Here is a 24,716-nt window from a genome sequence, read left to right as displayed (position 1 = left end):
CGAGCAGGGCCGCCCCCAGCTCACGTGACTACACCGAGTGGCTTCGCGAGCAGGTCGCCGCCAGCGGCGGCGACAGCGCCCACGGCGCCGCCTGACCGGTGGGCTCACCCCGCCTGGATGAAGAGGGCCAGATCGGTGAACGACGTGGCACCCGAGCCGTCCACTCCGTACGCGGTGAAGGCGGGCTCTTTGGCCAGGCCCACCACGAAGCGCGGCGCCGTTTCCGCGGTGGTGCCCGTCGTCGCCGCGGACAGGCCGGCGCCGGCGAGGTCGAGGGCGGCGTCGCGCAGCGCGTACGAGCCGAACACGTCGGCGGTGGGCGGCGCCGCCGGGCGGGCGGCCGGGACCACCGGCGTGCTGGCGACGCTCTTGCCGACCTGCCACCCGCCCGGGTCGTAGGTGTCGCCGTCGGTGAGGTAGCTCCACCGCACGCCGCTGATCGACCAATGCCCGCCGACCTGCCCGACCGAGGCCGCGCGCAGGTCGAGGGGAGGGTCGGCACCGGCGGCGGGTGCGTCAGGCCCAGCACGAGGCCGCCCGCGGCGTCGTCTCGTGGGCGGTGGGTCAGCGGGTCGGTGTGCTGCATGTCGGTGATCCCCGCGGGGTGTTGGACCTGCCGGCGGGGCGGCGGCACAACCTGCGGTTGCGGCAGTGGCAGGTCGGCCTGCTCCTGCAGGTCCTCGCCGACAAGGCTGCCCTGGCCGGGATCACCGTCCGGCTGGTCGACGAGCGGGGCACGTCGTCGACCTGCCCCGCCTGCCGCAGGCGGGTGCCGAAACCCCGTGGGCGCACCTTGTCCTGCCCGCACTGCGCATTTTCCGGGCACCGGGACCTGGTCGCGGCGGCCAGCATCGCCGCCCGTGTTCCGGGTAGCGGATCCACCACCCTGGCAGCGGTTGTGTTGCCGGAGGTGGTCACGCACCGTCGAGCCGGCCGGCATCTCCCCGGTGCCGGGCGGTCCCGACGTGACCCCCGCCGCCCACCCGGGCCGGCGCGAGGATCGGTTGGCCCGCGGAGGCTCGCCCCACCACCCAGCGGTGGGGAGTCGCTCGCCCAACAGGCGAGGATCCACAACACCCACCGCAAACCCGGTGAACGTTAGTGGACACCGCACTAGGCAAACCGGAGACCAGCGTCAAGATAGGTAATACGCCGATGCGGGGGGAAACGGCCCCCTCTCCGCGGAGAGGGGGCCGATCGCCCGGGGGAACGCGGGTCAGCTGGGCGCACTCGCCGCCGAGGGCCGGATGTCCACGTCGTCCTTGTTGACGAACATGATCCGGTGGCCGAACTGGATCTGCACGTACCGCATCTTGCCGCGGATCACGGTCCAGTCACCGGGGAAGGTGCCGGCGAAGGTGTAGGCCTTGTAGAACTCGCTCGGCGCGACCAGGCCGACCGCGTACCGCTGCCCCGCGGCCAGCGTGTACTGCAGCGGGCTGAGGGTCTGGTAAGGCGCACCGGCCGGGTAGGCCGCCTCTTCCGGATAGGCCCGCCCGTACACCGGGATCGTGGCCTTGCCCGGCTTGGGCGTCACCACGAAGCCGGTCGCCCACTTGGCCACGGGCGCGGAGGCCGGGTTGTAGAACCACGCCTTCTGACCGAGGTACCAGATCGCCGTCCAGTCACCCTGCCGGTCCGCGACGGCGTACGTCTGACCCGCGGATGCCCGGGCGCCGTGGTCGGACGCCTCCATCGTGGAAGGCGAACCGTTCTCGTGCAGGCCGGCGTCCTTGACCAGCGGCGCGTCCTGGCTGGGCGCGCTGTGCAGGATCACCGACGACGAGCCGCGCAGCGGGCAGGGCGCGCTGGTCGGGTTGCCGTTGTCGTCCAGCTGGCAGCCCCAGAAGGCCGGGCGGTTGCTGGCGAAGTCCGGGTCCATGGTGACCAGCCCGGTCTTCGGCGTGCCCGTGCTGTGGAACGGCGCCTTGAGCAGGTCGAAGTAGTGCGACCAGTCCCAGTACGGCCCCGGGTCCCAGTGCATGCCGCGGACCGTCGCCGGGACGGTGCCCGGCACGTTGTCGTGGCCGATGATGTGCTGGCGGTCCAGCGGGATGTCGAACTTCTTCGCGAGGTAGCCCACGAGCTTCGCGGACGTGCGGTACATGGTCTCGGTGTACCAGGTGCCCTGACGGGCGAAGCCCTCGTGCTCGATGCCGATGGACTTGGCGTTGATGTACCAGTTGCCGGCCTGCCAGGCGACGTCCTTGGTCCTGACGTGCTGCGCGGTGTGGCCGTCGCTCGAGCGCATCGTGTAGTGCCAGCTCACGTACGCCGGATCCTGCACGAGTTCCAGCGTCCTGGCGTAGGTCTCCTCGGTGTCGTGGATGACGATGTATTCGATCTTCTGTCGGGCCGGCCGGTCGGACAGGTCGTGGTTGCCGTAGTACTCCGGGTCGGTCCCGTCGCCGAGCAGTTGGTACGGCGCCGGGATCCACTCGCAGGCCAGTTCCTTCGGGCATTCCACCCCGTCGGCCCGGGCCGCCTTGCGCAGGCCGAGCTTGTCGAGCCAGGACTTCTGCGGGGCCACGTTCCGCGGGGCGAGGGTGACCCGCTGCCCGTCGTCGGTCGTCCGGGCCGCGCCGGTCCGGATGGTCGCGTACACCTCGTCGGCGAAGGTCGCCGCGGAGTCGGTGCTGTGGGAGCCGGAATACCGGGCTACCGAGCCGTACCAGGCGGCCGGGTCGGTGCCGGCGCCGACCGGGGCGCCGATCTCCTTCTGGTACGACGCCAGCAGCGCTGCGCCGCCGCGGATGTTGGCCGCGGTGTCGGACCTGAGCACCTCCTTCCCGCTACCGGTGACCGCCGCGGCCGCGTCCAGGGTCTGCAGCGCCGCCTCGGCCGGCGGCTTGACCGCGGGTTCCGCGGCGCGGATCGGGGCTCGGGAGTCGTCGCCGCGCGGGTCCTCCTGCGGACCGTAGTGGCCGGGCTCGCCCAGGCTGTTGACGTAATTCGCGTCGGTGAGGTGCATCGGACCGTACCCCGCGCCGGTGCTGGGGGTGCCGGCGTTGGTGTCCCAGCGGGACTCCAGGTACGAGACGGCAAGCAGGACGGACTCGGGGACGCCGTATTCGGCGGCCGCCGCCGCGTACTGCTGCTGTCTCGTTTCGGGCGTCGGGTTCGCCGCCGGCGCAGGGCTGACCGGCGCGAGCGTCGCGGCACCGATCAGCGCGGTGCTGAGCAGGATCCGCCTGCCCATCGGCGTTCTTGATGGGGGCATGGGACCTCCGTTCGGGGGGTGAGGCTCGGTGGTCACCCTCGTCCCGGGGAGCTGCCCTGTCAATAGGTTCCGTTTGGTTGCGTGGGGGTGCAGGAAACTTTCAGTAGGGGCATGTTCGGCAACCGAGCGGTCCCGGTCGAAGACGCCCACCAGGTCGCCCCTGCCGGCGCGGACCGAGGCGGGCGTTTCCGCCCGCCTCGGCGTCACCGCCGGTGCGTCACCGTTTCGCCTGCTGTTTGGCCGCCATCGGGTCCATGCCCTTGCCGACCTTGTTGAGTGCTTGGCGCAGCTGCCCTTCGGTCATCTTCGAGTTGCCCTCGATGCCCGCATTGTGGGCCTGCTGGCGCAGGTCGTGAAGTTTCTCCCGACCAGACATTGTCACCTCCGTCGTGCTCGATCCGGAGCACCACGCTTACCCGCGCCGGTCGCGAACCAACGCGGCGGACCCGGGCGGATCACCCGGCCCCGACCGAGGCCAGGTAGCGGTCGGCGGCGTCCGGCGTCATGAACCAGTCCTGGAAGTCGTTCGGGTCGCTGAAGCCGTTGGCGAAGCGCCGGGCGATCGTCGGGTTCCCCGCGGCGGCCCCCAGGATCTGCTGCACGTGCGGCGGCAGCGGCTGCAGCATCGCGTTGGTCCAGCCGGTGACCGCCTGCCCGGCTCCGGCCCAGAACCGCTCGAAGGTCTGCCCCATCCACTCCCGGTCGAACGGCCGGTCACCGCGCTCCAGAATGGACCCCAGGTAGGAGTGGGCGCATTTGGCGGCGGTGTTGCTGCCCTGACCGGTGATCGGGTCGTTGGCGACCACCACGTCCGCCATCCCGAGCACGAGGCCGCCCGAGGGCAGCTCCGCCACGGGGTGGCGCACCGTCGGGGTGTACCGGCCGGACAGGGTGGCCCGCCCGTCGGTCAGCTCCACGTCGAGGCACCGGTCGTAGATCCACGGCGTGTAGCGGCGGGCCAGGTCGAGGGTCAGCTTGAGGTGCTCGGCCGGGTCCCGCCGCTCGGTCCACAGGTCGAGCGGCCCGCCGGGCACCGCCTCCCAGAACAGGATCTCGCACGGCCCGGAGAGAGTGAGGGCCGGGATGACGAAGAGCTCGCCCAGGCCCGGCACGGCGTTGAAGCTGACGTGCGGCGCCGGCAGCAGCGGGTCCGGGGTCATCCCGTGCACGTAGGCGACGGCCAGTCCCCGCTGCGGGGCGGTGTACACCGAGCGCTGCGGGTCCCGGTCGAAGACGCCCACCAGGTCGCCCTTGCCGGCGGCGACGACGGTCAGGTCGTACCTGCCGAGCCGGGTCAACCCGTCCAGGTCGGCGGTGGTCACCCCCTGGTAGTGCACCGTCCCGCCGCGCTGCTCGAACAGCTCCAGCCAGGTCGCCATCTTCAGCCGCTGGTCGGTGCTCTGCGCCGGCTCGTCCAGCGGGCAGGGGATCCGCAGCGCCCGCTCACCGGGCGGGGCGGACAACGACACGTGCAGGCCGTCGATCCGGGGCGCCTGGTCCTGCCACAGGTCCAGTCCGTACCGGCGCTCGGTCCGCAGCGCGGCGTCGAACATCGCCTGGGTGCTCATCACCCAGCCGCGGCGGATCTCGTCCGGCGTGCGGGCGGACATGACGGTGACGTCGTAGCCCTCGGCGAGCAGGCTCAGGCCGAGCTGCAGTCCGGACTGGCCGGCCCCGACGATCAGGATCTTGCGCATGGGTTCCTCCAGGTTGGGCTATCGGGCCGCGAGCGCGCCCGCGGCGGGTCGGGCGGTGCGGGCCATCGTGTGTTCCACCACCGCCAGCAGCGCCCGGGCCACCGAGGACGCGTCGCGGGCGTCGCAGGCGATCAGCGGTACGCCGGCGGGCAGCGCGAGCGCGTCGCGGACGTCCTCCAGCGGGTGGTGCAGCACCCCGTCGAACAGGTTCACGCAGACCACGAAGGGCACCTCGCTGTCCTGCTCGAAGTAGTTGACCGCGGGGAACGACGCCGCCAGGTTCCGGGTGTCGGCGAGCACCAGCGCGCCGACCGCGCCCCGGCACAGGTCGTCCCACATCGGCCAGAAGCGGGGCTGGCCGGGCGTGCCGAACAGGTACAGCACCAGGTCGGCGCCGATGGTCAGCCGGCCGAAGTCCATCGCCACGGTGGTGGTGGTCTTGTCGATCCCGGGGTCGAGCCGGTCGACCGGCTCGCTGGCCGCGGTCATCCAGGCCTCGGTGTTGATCGGCGGGATCTCCGAGATGGACCGGACGCAGGTCGTCTTGCCGACGCCGAAACCACCGGCGATGACGATTTTCGCCGACGTCAGCAGCGGATTCTCAGGCAAGTCGGCGGAGGCCATCGCGCAGTCTCTCCAGAAGGCGGAAGTCGAGGGTGTAGGTGTCGGCGTGGATGGTCAGGCGGTCGGTGGCGGCGAGGTCGTCGACGACCACCCGGGTCACCCCCAGCGACATCCCGCACACCGCGGAGAGTTCGGCGACCGACCGGGCCCGGCGGGCGTGCTCGTACAGGGACCGGGCCTCCGGCAGCAGGCCCGAGGCGAAGACGGCGTCGTAGTACGGCACCGACACCAGGGTGTGCACCAGCAGCGGCTGCCGGGTGCGGGTACGGCCGGCGGTCAGCACGTACGGCCGCACCTTCCAGTACGTCATCGGCATGATCAGCCTCCTCGGCTCCGGTCGGGTCAGCGCGGCTGGCTGGCGGTCATTCGATGCAGTTCGTGCCGGACCTGAGGGGTCAGGGCGTGCCACACCGCGCCGACGAACTGGGTCATCCGGTAGGAGACGACCCGCAGGTCGCAGCCGGGGGCGGCGGCGACCGCCAGGCCCGCCGACTCGCCGACCCGCATGAAGAGCAGGTGCCCGCGGGGCAGCCGGACGGTCAGGTACTCGGAGGCGCCGAGGTCCAGCAGCGCGGCGGAGCGGTCGGCCATGCTCAGCAGGCCGGCGGTCAGCGCGGCGAGCTGGTCGCCGAGGTCCCGGGAGACGTTCCGGGAGGCGGCGAGCTGGAGGCCGTCCAGCGACACGATCAGGGCGTGCGTGACGCCGGGTACGTCGTCGGCGAACTGGCGGATCAGCCAGGCGCAGTCCGGCAGTCCCGGCCCCGGGCCCGCCGGGCCGTGGCCGTTGCCGTGGCCGTTTCCGTTGCCGGGGAAGCCGTGGGTCATTGCAGCTGTCCTTCGTCGTTGCTGGTGGTGGCCTGGGCGTCGCTGACGCCGGCGGCGAAGGCCGCCGTCTCGTCCGGCCAGGCCTCGGGGGTGGACCCGTCGTCCGGGGTGCTCCGGTGCTGCGCCGGCGCCGGCCGGCGCGCGCCGGGGGTGGGGTCGTCGGCGCGCATGCTCTCCGGCACCCGGCGGGGCAGCCCCGTGGTCGACGGGGCGGGGGTCTCGCCGGCCGGCTGGCCGATGGTGTTGAGGCGGACGGTGGGCGCGTGTGTGCTGTCGGGGGCCGGGGCCATCTGCGTACTCCACTGGTGGACCCGGCCCCCGTCGGCCGGTGGCGGGGGCGGCCAGGCCGCCGGTGGCGCGGACCCGGCGGGGGCGGGTCCGGCGAGGTCCGGCCCCGCCGCGGTGACGTTCTCGCAGAGCAGCGCGCCGGGGACGAGGACCGTCGCCGTCGTGCCGCCGGAGGGCCGGCCGGTCAGGGTGACCCGCAGCTGGTGGGCGACGGCCAGGTGCGCGACGACGGCGAGACCGAGGTGGGCCGCCGGGTCGAGGGTCGTGGGGGTGATCGGCGCGCCGGTGAGCAGGGCGTTGAGGGCCGGCAGGTGGTCGGGGTGGATGCCGACGCCGGCGTCCTCCACGCGCACCAGGACGCTGCCGTCCTCGGTGATGTACGCCGACACGATCACCGACGAGGTGGGCGGGGAGAAGCGGGTGGCGTTGTCCAGCAGCTCGGTGAGCACCCGGATCACGTCGTCGGCGGCGAACTCGACCACCGCCAGGTCCACCACGTGCCCCACCCGGATGCGCGGGTAGTACTCCACGGCCGAGGTCGCGGCGCGGACGACGTCGACCAGGGTCACGGTCTGCGGGTCGGCGTCCTCGACCCGGCGGCCGAGCAGGACCTGGAGGTTCTCCGCGTGCCGTCGGATCCGGGTGTTCGCGTGGTCGATGCGGTAGAGCCGCTCCAGGCGCTCCGGGTCCTGCTCGTCGGCCTCCACGGCCTCCAGGTGGGAGCCCATCTGGTACGCCGAGGCGAGGATCCGCATCGCGAACTGTTCGCAGATCGCCGGCCACGGGCCGGCCGATGGCTCCTCGAGGGGTGGGGGAGGTGGTGGGGGTGTCTCCTGTGGTGCGACGGCCCACTGGGCGACCGTCGGATCCAGCCAGCGTGCCGCTCGCTGCCGCCAGGTCACGCGACGTCGATCCGCCGAATGCACTGGAGTGATATCGGTGCTTCTCACGAAAATACCGACCTGTCAGTAATCACCGGCTGTGGCATGGTGCAGCAGTCAACCACCGTCTTGTGGCGATAGCAACGGTCAAGGTCAACTTAGGGTGGTTTTCACATCCGTACCGCCCGGCGCCCACGGATGCTTCATCGGTTCCGGCCGCGGAAACGCAACAGCCGGCACCCTGGGATCCGCGCGGCCGGGTGTGACGTCGGCCGGCGGCGGCGGACAAACCCCCGCCCGGGCGGCATGATCATGACGCGGTGTTCGACGAGGAGCGGAGGCGAGCGGATGACGGTGGAGGTGCCCCGCGGCGGACGGGTGCTCTTCATCGGCGACAGCGTCACCGACGCCGGACGGGACCGCTCCGGCGACGACCTGGGCTGCGGGTACGCGATGATGGCCGCGGCCTGGTTCACCGCCCGCCACCCCACCCACCGCGTCACGTTCCGCAACCGCGGCGTCAGCGGCGACCGGGTCCGCGACCTGCGCGCCCGGTGGGAGGACGACTGCCTCGCCCTCGCCCCGCAGGTGGTGTCGGTGCTGATCGGCGTCAACGACACCTGGCGCCGCTACCTGCGGGACGACCCCACCGACGTCGCGGAGTTCGAGCGCGACTACCGGCACCTGCTCGACGTCGCCCGGCGCCGACTGGACCCGGCGTTCGTCCTCGTCGAGCCCTTCCTCATCCCGCTCGACGACGCGCAACGCGCCTGGCGCGCGGACCTCGACCCGAAGGTGGCGGTGGTCCGCCGGCTGGCCGCCGAGTTCGACGCGACGCTGGTCTCGGGGGACGACCTCTTCCAGGCCGCCGGGGTCGGCGAGCGGGTGTGGACGAACGACGGCGTGCACCTCACGCCGTTCGGCCACGCCCTGCTCGCCCAGCAGTGGCTGCGCGCGGTCACCCCGCGGGCCTGAGGACCGTCGCGCCGCCGTTCGACGGCGTCCCGGCCGCTCGAGCCCGGCGAGGCGACTGCCCTCAGCCGGGGCCGGGCAGGTCGAGTTGCACGGTGGCGATCTCCCACGCCCGCAGGGGCAGTCGGACCAGCCCGTCGCCGTCAATCAGCAGCGGCTCGCCCGGCCGGCCGACCAGGTCGGCCCGCCACGCCCCGCGTACGTCGCGGCCGGCCCCGATGACGGCGTCGGTGTCCCGGGCGGCCACCATCCGCAGCTCGATCCGGCCGTCCCGGTCCCGGAGGCTGGTCAACGCGACGCCGTCCCCGTCGACCGTCAGCCCGGTGACCGGCGCCGGCAGCCCGGCCGACGGTTCGCCGCTGCCCGGGAAGTCCAGCAGCTCGTGCCGGTACGCCTCGGCCGCCGCCAGAACCCCGGCGGAGTCCCAGTCGCCCCGGAACGGCAGCACCGCCAGCTCGACGCTGCGCTCGCCCCGGCACTGGGCCAGCGGCGTGGGAACCTGCGGGCCGGCGGGTTCGTCCCGCAGGGCGTGCCGGTTGCGGGACAGCATCCCGATCGCGCGCAGGACCGTGACGGCGAGTTCCCGCCCGGAGTCGGTCAGCTCGTACTCGGTCGGCTGGGTCAGCAGGACGGCGAGCGACCCCTCGGCGCCCCCGGCAGCGACGAACCCGGAGGCGGGGAACGTCGGCAGCGGCACCTCACCGCCGCCGCCCTCGGCGGTCAACCCGCGCTCGACGACCGCGAACTGACCCTCCGCGTACGACGAACGGGCCGCTGCGGGTAGCGGCAGGTGCAGGCGGACCCGGTGGTCGTCGCAGCGGTTGTCGAAGCTCAACCGCAGCCGGGCGAAGGGCTCGCCGGCCCGTAGCTCCACCCGGGTGGTCACGGTGACCGTCTCCCGGTCCACGCGGCGCGAGCCCGCGTCCACGTCGGCGCCGACCGGCCAGCGGTACTCGCGGACCACGTCGAGGACGGCGACCACCGGGCCGTCGTGCACCACGACGGTCCGCACCGCGCGCGGCTTGTCGACCAGCTCGTCAGCGGCCGGCGGGGCGTAGTTGTAGCTGTCGCCCACGTCGCCGCCGTCGACGATCCGCGCCACGCCGTCCACGCTCAGGCCGTCCGGTGTGGACAGCCGCAGCGTGCCGTCCTCGGCCACCTCGACGCGGAGCAGGCCGTTGTCGACGGTCCGGTCGACGACCGTCACGGGTGCCGGACCGGCCGACGGCGTCCCGGTCGCCTCCGGTCCCGGCGCGGCGCCGTTCGCCCGGGTGGCCGGGCCCTCCGGGGGAAGGGCCACCGGGCGTACCGAGGCGAGGCCGAGCGCCGGCACCTCGACCAGCGCGGCGACGGTCAGCCGCGGGGCGGCGACGATCCGCACCCGCCACCGGTCCGGGCCGCCCGCGGCGGCGAGCGCCAGCCGGACGTCCTCGACGTCGAAGGTCGGGTCGCCGTGCCGGGCCACCTGGAAGGTGAGGGTGGCGTCGTCGCGCGACACCGACCAGGCGGTGATCTCCTGCCCGTACAGCTCGCGCCCGTGCACCCGGGTGAGCACCGCCGGCAGGTCGGCCGCCGGCACCAGGTCGTCGGCGAGCAGCGTCCGGGCCCGGTCGAGGACCTGCGCGGGCGCGACCCTGCCGTCGGCGCCGACCAGCCCGACCCCCTCGTCCGGGGACGCCTCGACGTCGAGGCGGACCAGGGCGGTCCGGGCCGCCGGGGTCGGGTTGAACAGCAGCTGCCCGTCGCGCGGCACCGCACCGGCCAGCCGCGCCCCCACCAGGTCGCAGACCGCCCGGCCCAGCTGGTCCGCCTCGGCCAGCCGGGCGGCCACCTGCTCGGCCGTCTCGTCGCAGCCGCACCCGGTCACCGAGTCGTGGCAGCTCGCGTCGATCAGCCGGGTCCAGGCCATGTCGAGGAACCGTTGCACGGACGGGTCGTGGAAGAGCGCGGCCAGGGGTTCGGCGTACCGCTCGACCCGCCGCTCGGCGCGGCCCATCGCCTGCTTCAGGTGGGCGCGTACGGAGATCACGCCGGGCAGGATGTTCGCCCGGGCGTGTGAGCGCAGCTCGCCGGCCACGGTCGGCAGCCCGTCCACCGTGGTCGGTTGAGTGGCGAAGTACTCCGCGAGGGTGCCGAGCCGCAGCTGCACCCCGTCGACGCCGGCGGCGGCGAGGAGGTCCGGGGCGTCCGGCGCGGGCGCGGCGTGGTCGGCGCCGTACATCGCCAGGATCGGGCTGTCGTCGCCGTCGGGCCGCCAGCCGCGTAGCCGTTCGGCCAGGTCGGTCGCCCGGCGGGTGACGAGTCGCCGGTCGTCCATCAGCCCGGCCGCGTTGCCGTAGCCGCCGGGCAGGTACTCGGTGCGGATCGTGGTGCCGTCCGGGGCCTGCCAGGCGAACGCGTGCGACCGGATTCGCTCCGGCACGCCCCGGAACACGCAGGCGTGGGCCAGTCCCGCCCCGGCCAGGAACTGCGGCATCTGCGCGATGTGGCCGAACATGTCGGGCAGGTAGCCGACCGGCATCGCGCCGCCCAGCCCCGCGCTGCGGGCCAGCCCGCGCTCCAGGTTGCGGACGATGTTCTCCCCGGAGCACAGGAACTCGTCGAGCAGGATCTGCCACGGCCCGACGGCCAGCCGCCCGGCCCGCACCAGCGCGACCACCTGCTCCCGGCGCTCCGGCCGGACCTCCAGGTAGTCGTCGACCGCGGCGAGCTGCCCGTCCAGGGTGAACCGTTGGCGCTCGTCCTGCGCCATCCGGTCGAACACCTCGTCGAGCAGGGCCACCAGCCGCAGCCGGAACCGCTGGAACGGCTCGTACCACTCCCGGTCCCAGTGGGTGTGCGGCACCACGATGATCTCGGTCGGTCGGTCCATCAGCTCGCCGCCTCTCCGCCGATCGCCGCCCCGGTCAGCTCCCCGTAGCGGCGTACCACCTGTTGGCTGGTCCGTACGTCGGCCGCGCCCTCGGCGATCCCGCTCAGCGGGCGCGCGCCTTCGGTCACCATCGCGTGGAAGGCGACCAGCTCCTGCTCGAAGGCCTCAGTCACCGACCGGAACACCGTCCGCCGCTCGCCGTCGCCGTGCCGGTCCACCGCGGTCAGGGTGGTCGGCGCGTTGAGCAGGTACGGCGACGGGAAGACCAGCTCCAGCGCGCCCCGGGCGTGGTGCAGCGTCACCGTCTCCCGGTAGGCCGGACAGTCCGGCAGGTTGAGCCACCGGATGCCGTACCGGCCGCCGTGGGGCAGTCGGCCGGAGATCTCCACCGACGGCTCGGCCGGCCCGTCGGGTGCCAGCGGCCAGGTCGTGACGTGGTCGACCGTGGCCGGCGCGCCGGTGAACAGCCGCAGCAGCGACAGGTCGTGCGAGACGCTGTTGATCAGAATCTGGTAGAGGGTGCGCGCTCCGACATCCCCGCCCACCGCCGCGTCGAGCAGCCCGTCGTCGGCCTCCCGCAGCCGGGCCAGCTCCGCGGCCGGCACGTCCCGCGGCGTGGGTGGCAGGTTGGCGAACGCCAGCTGCTGGTCCCCGCCGGCATGCAGGACGGTCACCTCGACCGCGTGCACCGCCGTCGGTCCGCCGATCTCGTCGAGCAGCCGGGCGGCCTCGGCCACCGCCGGGTCGTACTGCTTCATGTAGCCGACCATCAGCGCCGCGCCGGAGCCGGTCAGCCGGTCGGCCTCGGCGACCGTGTAGGCGAGCGGCTTCTCGCAGAGCACCGGCAGCCCCCGGCCCAGCGCCGCGGCGGCGAGTTCACCGTGCGAGCCGGAGGTCGCCAGCAGCATCGCGTCGTGGCCGCCACCGGCCAGCATGGTCGCCGCGTCCGGGTACCGCCGCGCCGGGTCGACTCCGTACCGGGCGCCGAGTTCGGCCAGCCGCGACGGGGACAGGTCGCTGAGCGCGACGATGTCGAACAGGTCGGCCCGGCGTCGCAGCAGCGGCAGGTGCACGGTACGGGCGATGACGCCCAGTCCGGCCACCGCGATCCTGATCCGCTTGCCCGCCTCGGTCATGGCAGCACCTCCGCCAGCCACCGCCGGTTGCCGCGCTGGTCGGCGCGGATCCGGTCCAGGTCTTGTCCCTGCGCGGGGGCGTCCTGCTCGATCACCAGCCAGCCGGTGTAGCCGATCTCGTCGAGGCCGCGCAGCACCGCGGCGAAGTCGACGTCGCCGGTGCCCAGGGCGCAGAAGCCGCCCGCGGCGACCACCTCGGTGAGCCCGCCGCCGGCCTCGCGGACCCGGCGGTGCGCGGCCAGGTCGGCGTCCTTGAGGTGGACCTGCCCGACCCGGCCGGCCCACTTGCGCAGCGCGGTGGCGGGGTCCCCGCCAGCCAGCGTCAGGTGCCCGGTGTCCAGGCAGACCGCCACGTCGGTGAGTTCCAGCAGCCGGTCGGCCTCCGCCTCGGTCTCCACGTCGGTGCCCAGGTGGTAGTGGAACACCGGTTCGAGGCCCCGGCCGCGGCACCGGTCGACGGCCCGCTGCACCCGGTCGGCGAAGCCCGGCCAGGCGGCGGCCGGCAGGGCGGCGGCCAGGTCCGGCGGCGTGCCCGGGCGGGCCATCCGGGCCGGGTTGGCGGCGCAGGCGAGGGTGGGCCGGGGCGCGAACCGGGCATCGTCGAGGGGCGCGGCGGCGAACACGTCCAGTGCCGCGTCGAGCTGGGCGAGATCCTCGGCGAACCCGTCGGGGTCGGCGAAGCGCAGGTCCACCCAGCCGCCGGCGAGCCCGACGCCGTTGGCCGCCAGCCGCCGGGCCAGCGTCTCCCCGGTTCCGAGGTAGCCGATCGGCCCGGAGTCCACTCCGGTGTAACCGTCCGCGGCCAGCGACGCGAGCAGCTCGTCCGGGCCGACGAACGGGTCGTCCGCCTGGTAGATGCCGTAGTTGCAGGGGGCTCCGGCCACCCTGGTCCGTGCGATCAGCGGCATAGTGCGATCACCTCCATGCGGTGGGACTCCAGGACGTGCAGCCCGTCGGCGGCGGGCAGCAGGCACCGGTCGCCCCGGACCACCCGGTGGCGGCCGTCCGGGTAGCCGAGCAGCGCGCCGTCCGCGTCGAGGGCGAGCAGTTCGTCCCCGAGCCGCAGCAGCAGGGGCGCGTCCGGGCCGGCGGAGACGGCGGTGCGGCCGACGGCCAGCGCGTCGCGGACCGCCGCCTCGTCGGCCGGGTCGCCGTCCACGAGCACCCAGGTGGTCGGCGCTCCGGGCAGGGCGTCCGCGCCGGGCCGGTGGAAGTCGCTGCCCCCGACGGGTACGACGTCCGGCCGCCACGCCTGGGCCCACGCCAGCGGAGCGCCCCAGGTGCGGTCCCACCAGCCGGAGTGCCACACCTCCACCAGTCGGGTGCGGGTGGTCACCGGCTGCCGCCAGGCGCAGTCCCCGCCGAGCGGGTGGTTGATCGACAGCAGGCCGCCCGCGCGCTCGGCGGTGGCGAGCCACTCGTCGGCCGGTCGCCGGAAGTCGATCCAGCCCACGGGGCCGAACACGTTGGCGTGCCCCCGGTCGGTGGTCACCTCCTGACCGGGCAGCAGCGTGATCCCGTACCGGCGGGCCGAGCCGGGCAGCCAGGGGTGGTGGCTGACGGTGTTGTGGTCGGTGACGGCGAGGAAGTCCAGGCCCCGCGAGACGGCGAGGGCGGCCAGCTCGTCGATGGTCTGCGCGCCGTCGCTGTGCACGGTGTGGGCGTGCAGGTCCCCGGCCAGCCAGCGCCGCCCGTCCACGTCCGGCACGGCCGGGCGGGGCGGGCGCTCGGGTCGCTCCGGCGGTCCCGGCGCGTCCGGCGGGGTCGGCGGGGTGGTGCTGGTGGTGGCGGTGACTTCGAAGTCGAGGCCGTCGGGCGGGATCCGGTGCAGCCGGAGCAGTACCTGCCACTCGCCGGGCTCCAGCTCTCCGGGCAGGTAGCCGGGGGTGGCCCGGTCCGCGGTGATCGTGTAACCGTCCCGGGCGCCGCCGGACCAGCCCCGGAAGCCGGCCGGCCCGGCGCACCCGAGGTCCAGCACGCCCGCCGCGCGCGGGTAGTCCAGCCGGACGGTCAGCGCGGCGGTGCCCGGCGCGACGGTGACCGGCAGGGACCGCATCACGTCCTCCGCGCGGTCCCGCAGGGTCCATCTGCCCCGGTGGGTGACCATGGTCAGGCGTCCGCCCCGACCCCGGTACGCGGCGCCGGCACCGGTGGAGCCGTCGCCCCGCCGACCAGCTCGCCGTCGCGGTAGACCAGTGAGCGGCCGGGCCGGGGCACCACCCAGCCGGTGTCGCCGGGATCCGGTTCCCGTCCCTCGGGCACCACGACCTGCACGCTGGTCGCCGTGTCGTCCTCGCCGGGCACGTCCAGCGACACCAGCGAGAAGCTGCCGAGGTTCTCCACCACGACGACCTGGCCGGTCAGCGCGTCGGGGACCGGCTCGGGGGAGTAGTCGAGGTATTCGGGCCGGACCCCGTAGACCACGGTCTCCCCGTCGGCCAGCTGGCCTCGGGCGTCGTCGGGCACCGGCAGCCGCACGCCGGCGACGGCCAGTGCGTCGCCGTCGGCCCGGGCCGGGACCAGGTTCATCGGGGTCGAGCCGATGAACCCGGCGACGAAGGTGTTGGCCGGGCGGCGGAACACCTCGGTGGGGGTGCCGACCTGCCGGATCCGGCCGCCCTCCATCACGGCGATCCGGTCGGCCAGGGCCAGCGCCTCGGCCTGGTCGTGGGTGACGAAGACGGTGGTGACGCCCAGCTCACGTTGCAGCCGCTTGAGGAAGGTCCGCGCCTCCAGCCGCAGCCGGGCGTCCAGGTTGGACAGCGGCTCGTCGAGCAGGAACACCTTCGGGTGGCAGGCCATCGCCCGGGCGAGGGCGACCCGCTGCTGCTGGCCGCCGGAGAGCTGCCCGGGCCGGCGCTCCAGCAGCGCCGACAGGCCCAGCTCGTCGGCGGTGGCAGCGGCCTTGTCCTGCCGGGCGGCCTTGCCGACCTTCTTGATCCGCAGCGGGTACGCGATGTTGTCCCGCACGGTCATGTGCGGGAAGAGCGCGTAGTCCTGGAAGACCATCGCCACGTCCCGCTGGCCGGGCGGCAGGTTCGTCACGGCGCGCTCGCCGATGCGCACGGTGCCGCCGGAGGCGAGTTCCAGCCCGGCGATGGTGCGCAGCAGGGTGGTCTTGCCGCAGCCGGACGGGCCGAGCAGGGCGAAGAACTCGCCGTCGGCGATCTCCAGGTCGAGGGCGTCCAGGGCGCGTACCCCGTTGGGGTAGACCTTGGTCAGCTCGCGCAGGGTGATGGCGGACATCAGCGCTTGATCCCTCCGTGGAAGCGGAATCCGTACCTGCTGCTGACGAAGACGAACATCAGCGCCACCGGCAGCGAGTAGAGCAGTGAGAAGGTGGAGAGCAGTCGCAGGTCGGCCTGGCCGCCCTCGGTGTAGAGGGTGTACATGATCACCGCGGCGGGCGCCTTGTCCGGGCCGCGCAGCAGCAGGAACGGCACCAGGAAGTTGCCCCACACGTTCGCCACCGCCCACACCCCGACGGTGGCCAGCCCGGGCCGGACGACCGGCACCACGATGTGCCGCATGATCTGCAGCGGGCTGGCGCCGAACACCCGCGCGGACTCCTCGTACGAGGTGGGCGTGGCGTCCATGAAGTCCTTGAGGATGAAGATCGCCGCCGGCAGCAGGCCGCCGGTGAGGATCAGGATGACCCCGAGCCGGGAGTCGATCAGGTGGAGCCGGAACGCCAGCTCGAACAGCGGCACCATGGTGGCCGTGCCGGTGACGATCGACGAGAGCAGCAGCAGCCCGTAGAGCAGCGCGTCCCGCCCCGGCACCCGGACCCGGCTCAGCGCGTACGCGGCCAGGGCGGCGAACGTCACCACCAGCACGGCGGTGCCGCCGGCCAGCCAGACCGAGTTGACCAGCGAGGTCAGCGCGTACGGGTTGTCCAGCAGGGCCCGGAAGTTGTCCAGGGTGAAGTCCGGCAGCGAGGTGCCGATCGTCGGGGTGTCGTCGAACGGCGCGGTGGCCAGCCACAGCAGCGGCAGGGCGAAGAAGGCGAGCACCAGGCAGAGGAAGACGTAGCGCCCCACCCGGGCCAGCAGGTGCCGTACGGCGACCCTCGACGTGTCGTCGCCCCGAGTGCCGTCCGCCGCCGTGGTCACGGTGCTCACGGCGCCTCCTGGGTTCGCGACTGCGGGGCTCGCAGGACCGGCTCACTCCTCGCGCTCACGCCCGCTCCTTCCGCCGGCCCAGCATGCGCAGGTAGACCAGCGCGATGACCAGGTTGATCAGCAGCATGATGAACGAGATCGCGGCGCCGAAGCCCAGCTCGCCGCCGGAGAGCGCCACCTTGTAGACGTAGACCGCCAGCACCTCGGAGCGCTGCTCGGGACCACCGGCGGTGATCAGGAACGGGGTGAAGTCGTTGAACGTCCAGAGGCTGATCAGCAGCAGGTTGGTCAGCACGTGGCCGCGGATGCGGGGGAACACCACGTCGCGCAGCTGCTGCCAGGTGGACGCGCCGGCCAGCCGGGCGGTCTCCAGGTGCGACCGGGGCACGTTCTCCAGCGCGGCGGCGTAGAGCATCATCGAGAACGCGGTGCCCCGCCAGGCGTTGAAGATGATGATCGACAGCATCGGGTGGTCGAGCAGCCAGGCCATGCCGGGCGTGCCGAGCAGGGCATTGAGCGTGCCGGCGTCCCGGTCGAGCAGGGCGATCCAGAGGAAGGCGACGACCGAGCTGGGCAGGATCCAGGACAGCAGGATGAACGCCTCGACCACCCGGCGCAGCGGACCCCGCCGGTCGCGCAGCGCGAAGGCGATGGCGAAGCCGAGGCCGGCCTGGCCGATCACCGCCGAGCCGAGCACGAACTGCAGGGTCAGCAGCAGCGACGAGCGGAAGCGTTCGTCGGTCAGCGCCCGGGTGTAGTTGTCCAGTCCGACGATCTCCGGGTTGGCCGCGGCCAGGCCGGTGAGCCGGTAGTTGGTGACGCCCAGGTAGATCGTCCAGGCGGCCGGCACCACGAGGAAGAGCAGGATCAGCACCATGCTCGGGACGAGGAACCCGGCGGCGCGGGCCCGGCCCAGCCCGGCGGCGTCGGGGGCGGGGGAGGCGCCCGTCTCCGGGCGCGCTCCCCCGACCGTCTCGTCAGGACGAGACGTTACCTGGACCACCGACGATCCCTTCGACCTTCTTCTGATACGCCGATGCCGCCTCGTCGACACTCTTGCCCGACGCCGCGGCAGCGGTCGCCTCCTGCAGCGCCACCGACACCTGCGGGTAGACCGCCAGCGGCGGCCGGTACGCGGTCAGCGGCAGCACCTTCTCGGCCACGAAGTTCAGCATCGGGTCGCCCGCGAGGACCTCCTTGTTGACGTCCATCCGGGAGGTGATCCGCGCCGCACCGGCGAGCTGCGCCTTGGTGGCCTCCGCCGAGTGCATGAACGCCAGCAGTTCGAACGCCTGCGCCGGGTACTTCGAGTTGGGGTTGAGCACGTCGACGCCGCCGCCGGACATGCTCACGAAGTCCTGCCCCCGGATGCCCGCGCCGGGCTGCTTGGCCGGGATCATCGCGTACCCGACGGTGCTGTCCCGGTCGGACATCTTGGCGATGCCGTCCTTCGGGTTGATGACGCTGCGCCAGAAGTAGTCGCCCTCGCCGAGGATGCCGATCTTGCCGGCGGCGAACTCCTCGAAGGACTTGTCCCGGCCCTTGGCCTCCTGCTGGAGCTTCGGGTCACCGAGCCCGCCGCCGTAGACCTTGGTGTAGAAGTCGAGCACGTCCTTGACCGGCTGGTTCGCGCCGGCCCACTTGCCGTCCTTCCAGATCTCGCCGCCGGCGCCGACCAGCAGCGGCAGCGCGCCCTGCATCGTGGTCGCCTCGCCCATCGCCGTGCCGGCGTTGATCTGGATCGGGGTCACCCCGGGCAGCGCCTTGAGCTTGGCGCCGGCGTCGAGGATCTCCTGCCAGCTCTTCGGTTGCCAGTCGGCGGGCAGGCCGGCCTGGGCGAAGAGCTTCTTGTTGTAGTAGAGGACGCGGCCGTCGGTGCCCTGCGGGACGCCGTACCGCTTGTCGTCGAACGTGCCCAGGCCCTGCACGCTCTCCGGGATCTGCGACCAGCCGTCCCACTTGTCGACCTGGTCACCGGCCACCTCGGAGAGTGGCTTGAGATACCCGGCCTGGGCGAACTCGCCGACCCAGATGCCGTCGACGGACACCACGTCGGCGCCGCCCTTGGAGCGCAGGTCCAGGGCCAGCTTGGTCTTGTACTGCTCGTCGTCGACACCGCTGGGCACGAACGACACCTTGGCGGTGACGCCCTTGGCCTTCTGGGCCTCGACGAACCGGGGGATGACCCACTTCTCGATCCACTCCGCGCCGGTGGCGTTCTTGCCGCCGGCGATGGCGTTGGAGGCGATGGTGAGGGTGATGTTCTTGGCGTCCTTGCCGGCGGGCTCCGAGTCGCCACCGCAGGCCGTGGCGGCGAGGGTGACGGCGGTGAGGGCGGCGAGCACACCAGTGACGCGTCTCGGTGTGACTGACATGGGGTTGTTCCCTTCGCAAGGAGTGACTTCGAAGAGACTCGCGGGTCGCCCGCCGGCCGCAGGTCCATGCCGGCGGTGCTTGTCGGCCACAATGTCATGACAGCCTGACGACGTAAATACCTGTCACTGAAATGAGCCTGAAACAGGCGCGTCACCGCTCGGCGACGGTCACCTCCAGCACGTACCGGGAGGCCCGGTAGATGTGTGCGCCGTGCTCGACGTAGCGGCCCTGGTCGTCGTACGCCGTCCTGGTCATGGTCAGCAGCGGGGCGCCGCGCCGCTCGCCGAGCATCTGCGCCTCGGCCGCCGTTGCGGCACGGGCGCCGATCCGCTGCTGGGCGCCGCGCACCCGGAGGCCGGCCGCGCGCAGGATCGCGTACAGGCCCCGGCTCTGCAGTCCGTCCAGGGTGAGCCGGACGAGGTCCGGGGGGAGCCAGTTCTCCATCACCGCGAGGGGCTCCCCGTCGGCGAAGCGCAGCCGGCGCAGGTGCTGCACCGCGCTGCCGGCGGTGACCCCGAGCGCGGTCGCCACCTGCGCCGGGCAGGCCACGGTGGCCAGTTCGAGCACCGAGGTGGACGGCTGCCGCCCGGTCCGCGCGAGGTCGTCGTGCAGGCTGGTCAGCTCGACCGCGCGGCGTACCTCGCCCCGGATCACCTGGGTGCCGACGCCGCGGCGGCGGACGATCAGTCCCTTGTCCACCAGGTGCTGGATGGCCTGCCGGACGGTGGGCCGGGACAGTCCCAGCCGGTCGGCGAGCTGCAGCTCGCTGTCCAGCCGGTCGCCGGGCGCCAGCTCGCCGCGCTGGATCGCGGCGCTGAACTGCTCGGCGACCTGGAAGTAGAGCGGGACCGGGCTGCTCCGGTCGACCACGATCTCGGGACCGGTCACGGCGGACCTCCTCGTCACGGATGCCCAGGGGGTCGGGGACGCGATGATGGGCGCCACTGTACCGAAGCGGTAACTGAGCGAGTCTGCTGGATGTCAGGACAACACATTGACACAACTCGCGGCCACTGTTACCAATCAGGGACCAGGATCGAGCTGGCGGTCACGCCGTCGCCGGCCCGGACAAAGGACGCCGCATGCTCGACGTGCTCACCATCGGCCGGGTCGGAGTGGACATCTATCCGCTGCAGATCGCCACGCCGCTGGCCGAGGTCGAGACCTTCGGGAAATTCCTCGGCGGCAGTGCCACCAACGTCGCGGTCGCCGCCGCCCGGTACGGGCTGCGTGCCGGCGTCATCACCCGCACCGGCGCCGACGCCTTCGCGGACTACGTGCACCGGGCGCTGCGGGACTTCGGCGTCGACGACAGCCAGGTACGTCCGGTCGACGGGCTGCCCACCCCGGTGACCTTCTGCGAGATCTTCCCGCCCGACCACTTCCCGATCTGGTTCTACCGCACCCCCACCGCCCCGGATCTGCAGATCCACCCCGACGAGCTGGACCTCGCCGCCATCGTGGACGCCCGGGTCTTCTGGGTCACCGGCACGGGGCTCTGCCAGCAGCCCAGCCGGGACGCGCACCTGACCGCGCTGGCCGCCCGGGCCGGCCGCCCGCACACCGTCCTGGACCTCGACTACCGGCCGATGTTCTGGCCCGACCCGGCCGCCGCCACGGCCGCCTACGCCGAGGCGCTGCCCCGGGTCACCGTCGCCGTGGGCAACCTCGACGAGGTCGAGGTGGCCGTCGGCACCCGGGGCCCCGAGCGGGCCGCCCGGCTGCTGCTCGACCGCGGGCCGCGGCTGGCCGTGGTCAAGCTCGGCCCGGACGGGGTGCTGGCCAGCACGCCCGAACGGACGGTCCGGGTGCCGCCGGTGCCGGTGGAGGTGGTCAACGGGCTCGGCGCCGGGGACGCCTTCGGCGGCGCCCTCTGCCTGGGCCTGCTGCAGGACTGGCCGCTGGAGCGGACACTGCGCTTCGCCAATGCCGCGGGCGCGATCGTCGCGTCGCGGCTGGCCTGCTCGTCCGCCATGCCCGACCAGGCCGAGACCGAGGTGCTCGCAGCCCGGGCGGAGCCGGCCCCCGCGACGGAAGGAGACCGGTGAGCACCGAGTACGAGGCGTTGACCCTCACCCGCGCGCACCGGCCGCAGGCGATCGCCGAGGCCGCCGCCGGGCGGACCCGCCGACCCTGGCCGGACCACGGTCGGCCGCTCTTCCTCATCGCCGCCGACCACCCGGCTCGGGGCGCCCTCGGCGTCCGGGACCGGCCGATGGCCATGGCCGGGCGCACCGACCTGCTCGACCGGCTACGACTCGCGCTGTCCCGACCAGGGGTCGACGGGGTGCTCGGCACCCCGGACATCCTGGAGGACCTGCTACTGCTCGGCGCGCTGGAGGACCGGCTGGCGATCGGCTCGATGAACCGCGGTGGCCTGTTCGGCGCCGCGTTCGAGCTGGACGACCGGTTCACCGCCTACGACGCCGACAGCATCGCCGCGATGGGCTACGACGGCGGCAAGATGCTGTGCCGGATCGACCCGGACGACCACGGCACGGCCTCCACGCTGCAGGCCTGCGCCCAGGCGGTCAGCGCCCTCGCCGCGCGCCGCACGGTGGCGCTGGTGGAGCCGATGTGGGTGGGGCGTACCGACGGGCGGGTCCACGTCGACCTGAGCCCCGAAGCGGTGATCAAGAGCGTGAGCGTCGGGCAGGCGCTCGGCACGACCTCGGCGTACACCTGGTTGAAGTTACCGGCGATCGACGAGATGGACCGGGTGGTGGCCGCGACCACGCTGCCGGTGCTGCTCCTCGGCGGCGACCCGACGGAGACCCCCGACGTGGTGTACGCCCGCTGGCAGCGGGCGTTGCGGCAGCCCGGCGTCCGCGGCCTGGTGGTCGGCCGGGCGCTGCTCTACCCGCCGGGCGACGACGTCGCCGCCGCGGTCGACCTGGCCCACTCGCTCCTGCCCGCCCGGCAGGAAGCATGACCGGGGAGCTGCACCTGCCCTGGGGTACGACGGCCCGACCGCCCTGGGCGCTGGAACTCACCCCCGGACGGGCCGGCTGGACGTACGCGGGACTGCGGGTGCTCGTCCTGCCCGCCGGCGGCGTGGTCACCTTCGCCACCGGCGACGAGGAGATGCTGGTCCTGCCGCTGGCCGGGGCCGCCACCGTCCGCTGCGACGGGCTGCGCCTGGAGCTGACCGGCCGCGCCTCGGTCTTCGCCGCGGTCACCGACTTCGCCTACCTTCCCCGCGACGCGACGGTGACGATCCGCGGCGAGGGGCGGTTCGCGCTGCCGTCGGCCCGGGCCACCCGCCGGCTGTCGCCGCGCTACGGCGCGGCCCGGGACGTGCCGGTGGAGCTGCGTGGCGCCGGGCCGGCCAGCCGGCAGGTCAACAACTTCTGCGCCCCGGAGGCCTTCGACTGCGACCGGCTGGTCGCCGTGGAGGTGTTCACCCCCGGCGGCAACTGGTCGTCCTACCCGCCGCACAAGCACGAGGACGACCGGGTCCACGACGACGGTCGGGTCGAGGCGGCGCTGGAGGAGATCTACTACTTCGAGGTGTCCGGGGCGGTGCCGGGCGACGGCGGCGGACCGGTCGGCTACCAGCGGGTGTACGGCACCGGCCGGCGGCCGATCGACCTCCTCGCCGAGGTGCGCAGCGGTGACCTGGTGCTCGTCCCGCACGGCTACCACGGCCCGTCGATGGCCGCGCCCGGCTACGACCTCTACTACCTCAACGTGCTGGCCGGGCCCGGTGCGGACCGCACCATGGCCTGCGTGGACGATCCACGGCACGGCTGGATCCGGGGAAGCTGGGCCGATCAGGAGGTCGACCCGCGCCTGCCGCTGACCGGCCCGGCGGCGGGAGGCCGCTGATGCGCCGGCTCACGGTGGCGCAGGCCCTGGTGGCCTTCCTCGCCCGGCAGTGGTCCGAACGCGACGGCCGACGCCGTCGGCTGATCCCCGCCTGCTTCGGCATCTTCGGCCACGGCAATGTCGCCGGTCTCGGCGAGGCGCTGGCCGGCGCCGCCGCCGCGGGCGTCGACCTGCCGTACCGGTTGTGCCGCAACGAGCAGGGCATGGTGCACACGGCCGCCGCGTACGCCCGGATGACCGACCGGCTCAGCACCCTGGCCTGCACCACCTCCATCGGCCCGGGCGCGACGAACCTGGTCACCGGCGCCGCCGGCGCGACCATCAACCGGCTGCCGGTGCTGCTGCTGCCCGGCGACATCTTCGCCACCCGGGCGGCCAACCCGGTGCTGCAGGAGCTGGAGGACGTCCGCTCCTACGACGTCGGTGTCACCGACGCGCTGCGCCCCGTCTCCCGGTACTGGGACCGGATCAACCGGCCCGAGCAGCTGCCGGCGGCGCTGCTGGCCGCCATGCGGGTGCTCACCGACCCGGCGGAGACCGGCGCGGTCACCCTCGCCCTGCCGCAGGACGTGCAGGCCGAGGCGTACGACTGGCCGGAGGAGCTGTTCGCCGAGCGCACCTGGCACATGCCCCGCCCCCGCCCGGACGAGGGGGCCGTCCGGCGGGCCGCCCGGATCGTCACCGCGGCCCACCGGCCGGTGCTGGTGGCCGGCGGCGGCGTCATCTACAGCGGCGCGACAGACGCGCTGCGCGGCTTCGCCGAGCGGCACGGCGTGCCGGTGGTGGAGACCCAGGCGGGCAAGGGCGCCCTGCCCCACGGCCATCCCCTGGCCGCCGGCGCGGTCGGGGTCACCGGCTCCGCCGCGGCCAACGAGCTTGCCGTGAACGCCGACGTGGTGATCGGCGTCGGCACCCGGTACAGCGACTTCACCACCGCCTCGGGCACCCTCTTCGGCGACGCCCGGTTCGTCAACCTCAACATCACCGGTTTCGACGCCGCCAAGCTGTCGGGCGTGCAGGTCGTCGGCGACGCCCGGGAGAGTCTGGCCGCGCTGGGCGCGGCCTGCGCCGGCTGGGCCACGCTGCCCGCGTACCGGTCGACGGTCGCGGACCTGGGTGCCCGGTGGGCGGCGGTGGTGGACCGCGCCCGGCACGCCGACCCGCAGGCGCCGCCGACGCAGGCCGCGGTCATCGGCGCGGTCAACGACGCCGCCGGCCCCCGGGACGTGGTGGTCTGCGCGGCCGGGTCAATGCCCGGCGACCTGCACAAGCTGTGGCGCAGCACCGACCCCAAGGCCTATCACGTCGAGTACGGCTACTCCTGCATGGGCTACGAGATCGCCGGCGGGATCGGGGTCAAGCTGGCCGCCCCGGACCGGGAGGTCTTCGTGCTGGTCGGCGACGGCTCCTACCTGATGCTGCCCAGCGAACTGGTCACCGCGGTGGCCGAGGGCGTCAAACTGGTCGTCGTGCTGGTCGACAACCAGGGTTTCGCCTCGATCGGCCGGCTCTCCGAGAGCGTCGGCGCGCAGCGGCTCGGCACCGCCTACCGCGACCGTGCCGGGGAGCCGCTGCCGGTCGACCTCGCGGCGAACGCGGCGAGCCTGGGCGCCGAGGTGATCCGGGCGACGACGATGGCCGAGCTGCGCGCCGGGTTGGACGCGGCGAAGGCGGCGGACCGGACGACGGTCGTGTACGTCTCGACGGACCCGATGGAGCCCGGGCCGGACGGCGGTGCGTGGTGGGACGTGCCGGTCGCCGAGGTTTCGGCCACCGCCGCGGCGCAGGCCGCCCGGGCCGCGTACGAGACGGGGCGCAAGGCGCGCCGCGCGCGCCTGCGCCCGTCCTGACCGACGGGCATGGGCGCGCTCCCGCG

Annotated in this window: 23 protein-coding genes; 6 read left to right on the top strand and 17 right to left on the bottom strand. The window is 73.6% G+C overall.

From position 1 onward, the window contains the following. Positions 1-104 precede the first annotated feature (104 nt). The gene (locus tag ACTWO6_RS19575; protein ID WP_446215280.1) at positions 105-431 is read right to left on the bottom strand and encodes a hypothetical protein; all 327 of its coding nucleotides are present in this window, start codon (positions 429-431) and stop codon (positions 105-107) included. An 80-nt stretch (positions 432-511) separates the two neighbouring features. Here ACTWO6_RS19575 and ACTWO6_RS19570 point away from each other — a divergent pair, with 80 nt between their 5' ends. Then, entirely contained in the window at positions 512-1,102 is a 591-nt protein-coding gene (locus ACTWO6_RS19570) for a zinc ribbon domain-containing protein (RefSeq protein ID WP_446215279.1), read from the top strand. Between the two features lie 114 nt (positions 1,103-1,216). Here the strand turns inward: ACTWO6_RS19570 and ACTWO6_RS19565 are convergent, their stop codons facing one another. The 7 genes from ACTWO6_RS19565 to ACTWO6_RS19535 all read right to left on the bottom strand — a co-directional run bounded on the left by ACTWO6_RS19565 (position 1,217) and on the right by ACTWO6_RS19535 (position 7,556). Continuing rightward, positions 1,217-3,199, bottom strand: coding sequence for an N-acetylmuramoyl-L-alanine amidase (locus ACTWO6_RS19565; protein WP_446215278.1), 1,983 nt, complete (start codon positions 3,197-3,199; stop codon positions 1,217-1,219). A gap of 238 nt (positions 3,200-3,437) precedes the next feature. Beyond that, the gene (locus ACTWO6_RS19560; protein ID WP_446215277.1) at positions 3,438-3,596 is read right to left on the bottom strand and encodes a hypothetical protein; all 159 of its coding nucleotides are present in this window, start codon (positions 3,594-3,596) and stop codon (positions 3,438-3,440) included. A gap of 79 nt (positions 3,597-3,675) precedes the next feature. Next, positions 3,676-4,917: a styrene monooxygenase/indole monooxygenase family protein gene (locus ACTWO6_RS19555; protein ID WP_446215276.1), complete on the bottom strand. Its 1,242-nt coding sequence runs from the start codon at positions 4,915-4,917 to the stop codon at positions 3,676-3,678. 18 nt (positions 4,918-4,935) lie between these two features. Then, the gene (locus tag ACTWO6_RS19550; RefSeq protein WP_446215275.1) at positions 4,936-5,541 is read right to left on the bottom strand and encodes a GTP-binding protein; all 606 of its coding nucleotides are present in this window, start codon (positions 5,539-5,541) and stop codon (positions 4,936-4,938) included. Continuing rightward, positions 5,519-5,857, bottom strand: coding sequence for a DUF742 domain-containing protein (locus ACTWO6_RS19545; RefSeq protein ID WP_446215274.1), 339 nt, complete (start codon positions 5,855-5,857; stop codon positions 5,519-5,521). The genes ACTWO6_RS19550 and ACTWO6_RS19545 overlap by 23 nt, the downstream gene beginning before the upstream one ends. Positions 5,858-5,883: 26 nt before the next feature. Then, a complete protein-coding gene (locus ACTWO6_RS19540) occupies positions 5,884-6,366 on the bottom strand; it encodes a roadblock/LC7 domain-containing protein (protein ID WP_446215273.1) in 483 nt (160 codons plus the stop codon). Continuing rightward, positions 6,363-7,556, bottom strand: a complete 1,194-nt coding sequence (locus ACTWO6_RS19535; protein ID WP_446215272.1) for a sensor histidine kinase — start codon at positions 7,554-7,556, stop codon at positions 6,363-6,365. The genes ACTWO6_RS19540 and ACTWO6_RS19535 overlap by 4 nt, the downstream gene beginning before the upstream one ends. Positions 7,557-7,883: 327 nt before the next feature. Here ACTWO6_RS19535 and ACTWO6_RS19530 point away from each other — a divergent pair, with 327 nt between their 5' ends. Then, on the top strand, positions 7,884-8,510 hold the full coding sequence (locus tag ACTWO6_RS19530) for an SGNH/GDSL hydrolase family protein (protein WP_446215271.1): 627 nt from the start codon (positions 7,884-7,886) through the stop codon (positions 8,508-8,510). A 61-nt stretch (positions 8,511-8,571) separates the two neighbouring features. Here the strand turns inward: ACTWO6_RS19530 and ACTWO6_RS19525 are convergent, their stop codons facing one another. The 9 genes from ACTWO6_RS19525 to ACTWO6_RS19485 all read right to left on the bottom strand — a co-directional run bounded on the left by ACTWO6_RS19525 (position 8,572) and on the right by ACTWO6_RS19485 (position 19,900). Further along, positions 8,572-11,379 carry a glycoside hydrolase family 38 N-terminal domain-containing protein gene (locus tag ACTWO6_RS19525; RefSeq protein ID WP_446215270.1) on the bottom strand — a complete coding sequence of 936 codons (2,808 nt, stop codon included), beginning with the start codon at positions 11,377-11,379 and terminating at the stop codon, positions 8,572-8,574. After that, positions 11,379-12,515 carry a Gfo/Idh/MocA family protein gene (locus ACTWO6_RS19520; RefSeq protein ID WP_446215269.1) on the bottom strand — a complete coding sequence of 379 codons (1,137 nt, stop codon included), beginning with the start codon at positions 12,513-12,515 and terminating at the stop codon, positions 11,379-11,381. The genes ACTWO6_RS19525 and ACTWO6_RS19520 overlap by 1 nt, the downstream gene beginning before the upstream one ends. Beyond that, positions 12,512-13,423: a sugar phosphate isomerase/epimerase family protein gene (locus ACTWO6_RS19515; protein ID WP_446215268.1), complete on the bottom strand. Its 912-nt coding sequence runs from the start codon at positions 13,421-13,423 to the stop codon at positions 12,512-12,514. The genes ACTWO6_RS19520 and ACTWO6_RS19515 overlap by 4 nt, the downstream gene beginning before the upstream one ends. Further along, positions 13,414-14,622, bottom strand: coding sequence for a CehA/McbA family metallohydrolase (locus ACTWO6_RS19510; RefSeq protein ID WP_446215267.1), 1,209 nt, complete (start codon positions 14,620-14,622; stop codon positions 13,414-13,416). Before ACTWO6_RS19510 ends, ACTWO6_RS19515 begins: the two co-directional genes overlap by 10 nt. A gap of 2 nt (positions 14,623-14,624) precedes the next feature. Further along, positions 14,625-15,761 carry an ABC transporter ATP-binding protein gene (locus tag ACTWO6_RS19505; RefSeq protein WP_446215266.1) on the bottom strand — a complete coding sequence of 379 codons (1,137 nt, stop codon included), beginning with the start codon at positions 15,759-15,761 and terminating at the stop codon, positions 14,625-14,627. After that, positions 15,761-16,636 carry a carbohydrate ABC transporter permease gene (locus ACTWO6_RS19500; RefSeq protein WP_446215265.1) on the bottom strand — a complete coding sequence of 292 codons (876 nt, stop codon included), beginning with the start codon at positions 16,634-16,636 and terminating at the stop codon, positions 15,761-15,763. The genes ACTWO6_RS19505 and ACTWO6_RS19500 overlap by 1 nt, the downstream gene beginning before the upstream one ends. 55 nt (positions 16,637-16,691) lie before the next feature. Then, positions 16,692-17,639: a carbohydrate ABC transporter permease gene (locus ACTWO6_RS19495; protein ID WP_446215264.1), complete on the bottom strand. Its 948-nt coding sequence runs from the start codon at positions 17,637-17,639 to the stop codon at positions 16,692-16,694. Then, on the bottom strand, positions 17,614-19,011 hold the full coding sequence (locus tag ACTWO6_RS19490; RefSeq protein ID WP_446215263.1) for an extracellular solute-binding protein: 1,398 nt from the start codon (positions 19,009-19,011) through the stop codon (positions 17,614-17,616). Before ACTWO6_RS19490 ends, ACTWO6_RS19495 begins: the two co-directional genes overlap by 26 nt. A 151-nt stretch (positions 19,012-19,162) precedes the next feature. Further along, on the bottom strand, positions 19,163-19,900 hold the full coding sequence (locus ACTWO6_RS19485) for a GntR family transcriptional regulator (RefSeq protein ID WP_446215262.1): 738 nt from the start codon (positions 19,898-19,900) through the stop codon (positions 19,163-19,165). 194 nt (positions 19,901-20,094) lie between these two features. Here ACTWO6_RS19485 and iolC point away from each other — a divergent pair, with 194 nt between their 5' ends. From iolC to iolD, 4 genes are read left to right on the top strand one after another with little or no spacing between them, the layout of a single operon-like run. Further along, entirely contained in the window at positions 20,095-21,060 is a 966-nt protein-coding gene (iolC, locus tag ACTWO6_RS19480; RefSeq protein WP_446215261.1) for a 5-dehydro-2-deoxygluconokinase, read from the top strand. After that, positions 21,057-21,944, top strand: coding sequence for a Cgl0159 family (beta/alpha)8-fold protein (locus ACTWO6_RS19475; protein WP_446215260.1), 888 nt, complete (start codon positions 21,057-21,059; stop codon positions 21,942-21,944). The genes iolC and ACTWO6_RS19475 overlap by 4 nt, the downstream gene beginning before the upstream one ends. Beyond that, positions 21,941-22,840: a 5-deoxy-glucuronate isomerase gene (iolB, locus tag ACTWO6_RS19470; protein WP_446215259.1), complete on the top strand. Its 900-nt coding sequence runs from the start codon at positions 21,941-21,943 to the stop codon at positions 22,838-22,840. The genes ACTWO6_RS19475 and iolB overlap by 4 nt, the downstream gene beginning before the upstream one ends. Continuing rightward, positions 22,840-24,690, top strand: a complete 1,851-nt coding sequence (gene iolD, locus ACTWO6_RS19465) for a 3D-(3,5/4)-trihydroxycyclohexane-1,2-dione acylhydrolase (decyclizing) (RefSeq protein WP_446215258.1) — start codon at positions 22,840-22,842, stop codon at positions 24,688-24,690. The genes iolB and iolD overlap by 1 nt, the downstream gene beginning before the upstream one ends. Positions 24,691-24,716 lie beyond the last annotated feature (26 nt).

The sequence above is a fragment of the Micromonospora sp. IBHARD004 genome, from assembly GCF_052814115.1.
Note: the sequence above shows the minus strand (reverse complement) of the source record. Positions and strands in the feature narration are given on the sequence as shown.

Coding starts and splice junctions, on each gene's coding strand:
- ACTWO6_RS19565 (WP_446215278.1), bottom strand. CDS start 3,199: ATGGGCAGGCGGATCCTGCTCAGCACCGCGCTGATCGGTGCCGCGACG.
- ACTWO6_RS19560 (WP_446215277.1), bottom strand. CDS start 3,596: ATGTCTGGTCGGGAGAAACTTCACGACCTGCGCCAGCAGGCCCACAAT.
- ACTWO6_RS19555 (WP_446215276.1), bottom strand. CDS start 4,917: ATGCGCAAGATCCTGATCGTCGGGGCCGGCCAGTCCGGACTGCAGCTC.
- ACTWO6_RS19550 (WP_446215275.1), bottom strand. CDS start 5,541: ATGGCCTCCGCCGACTTGCCTGAGAATCCGCTGCTGACGTCGGCGAAA.
- ACTWO6_RS19545 (WP_446215274.1), bottom strand. CDS start 5,857: ATGCCGATGACGTACTGGAAGGTGCGGCCGTACGTGCTGACCGCCGGC.
- ACTWO6_RS19540 (WP_446215273.1), bottom strand. CDS start 6,366: ATGACCCACGGCTTCCCCGGCAACGGAAACGGCCACGGCAACGGCCAC.
- ACTWO6_RS19530 (WP_446215271.1), top strand. CDS start 7,884: ATGACGGTGGAGGTGCCCCGCGGCGGACGGGTGCTCTTCATCGGCGAC.
- ACTWO6_RS19525 (WP_446215270.1), bottom strand. CDS start 11,379: ATGGACCGACCGACCGAGATCATCGTGGTGCCGCACACCCACTGGGAC.
- ACTWO6_RS19520 (WP_446215269.1), bottom strand. CDS start 12,515: ATGACCGAGGCGGGCAAGCGGATCAGGATCGCGGTGGCCGGACTGGGC.
- ACTWO6_RS19515 (WP_446215268.1), bottom strand. CDS start 13,423: ATGCCGCTGATCGCACGGACCAGGGTGGCCGGAGCCCCCTGCAACTAC.
- ACTWO6_RS19510 (WP_446215267.1), bottom strand. CDS start 14,622: ATGGTCACCCACCGGGGCAGATGGACCCTGCGGGACCGCGCGGAGGAC.
- ACTWO6_RS19505 (WP_446215266.1), bottom strand. CDS start 15,761: ATGTCCGCCATCACCCTGCGCGAGCTGACCAAGGTCTACCCCAACGGG.
- ACTWO6_RS19490 (WP_446215263.1), bottom strand. CDS start 19,011: ATGTCAGTCACACCGAGACGCGTCACTGGTGTGCTCGCCGCCCTCACC.
- iolC (WP_446215261.1), top strand. CDS start 20,095: ATGCTCGACGTGCTCACCATCGGCCGGGTCGGAGTGGACATCTATCCG.
- iolB (WP_446215259.1), top strand. CDS start 21,941: ATGACCGGGGAGCTGCACCTGCCCTGGGGTACGACGGCCCGACCGCCC.
- iolD (WP_446215258.1), top strand. CDS start 22,840: ATGCGCCGGCTCACGGTGGCGCAGGCCCTGGTGGCCTTCCTCGCCCGG.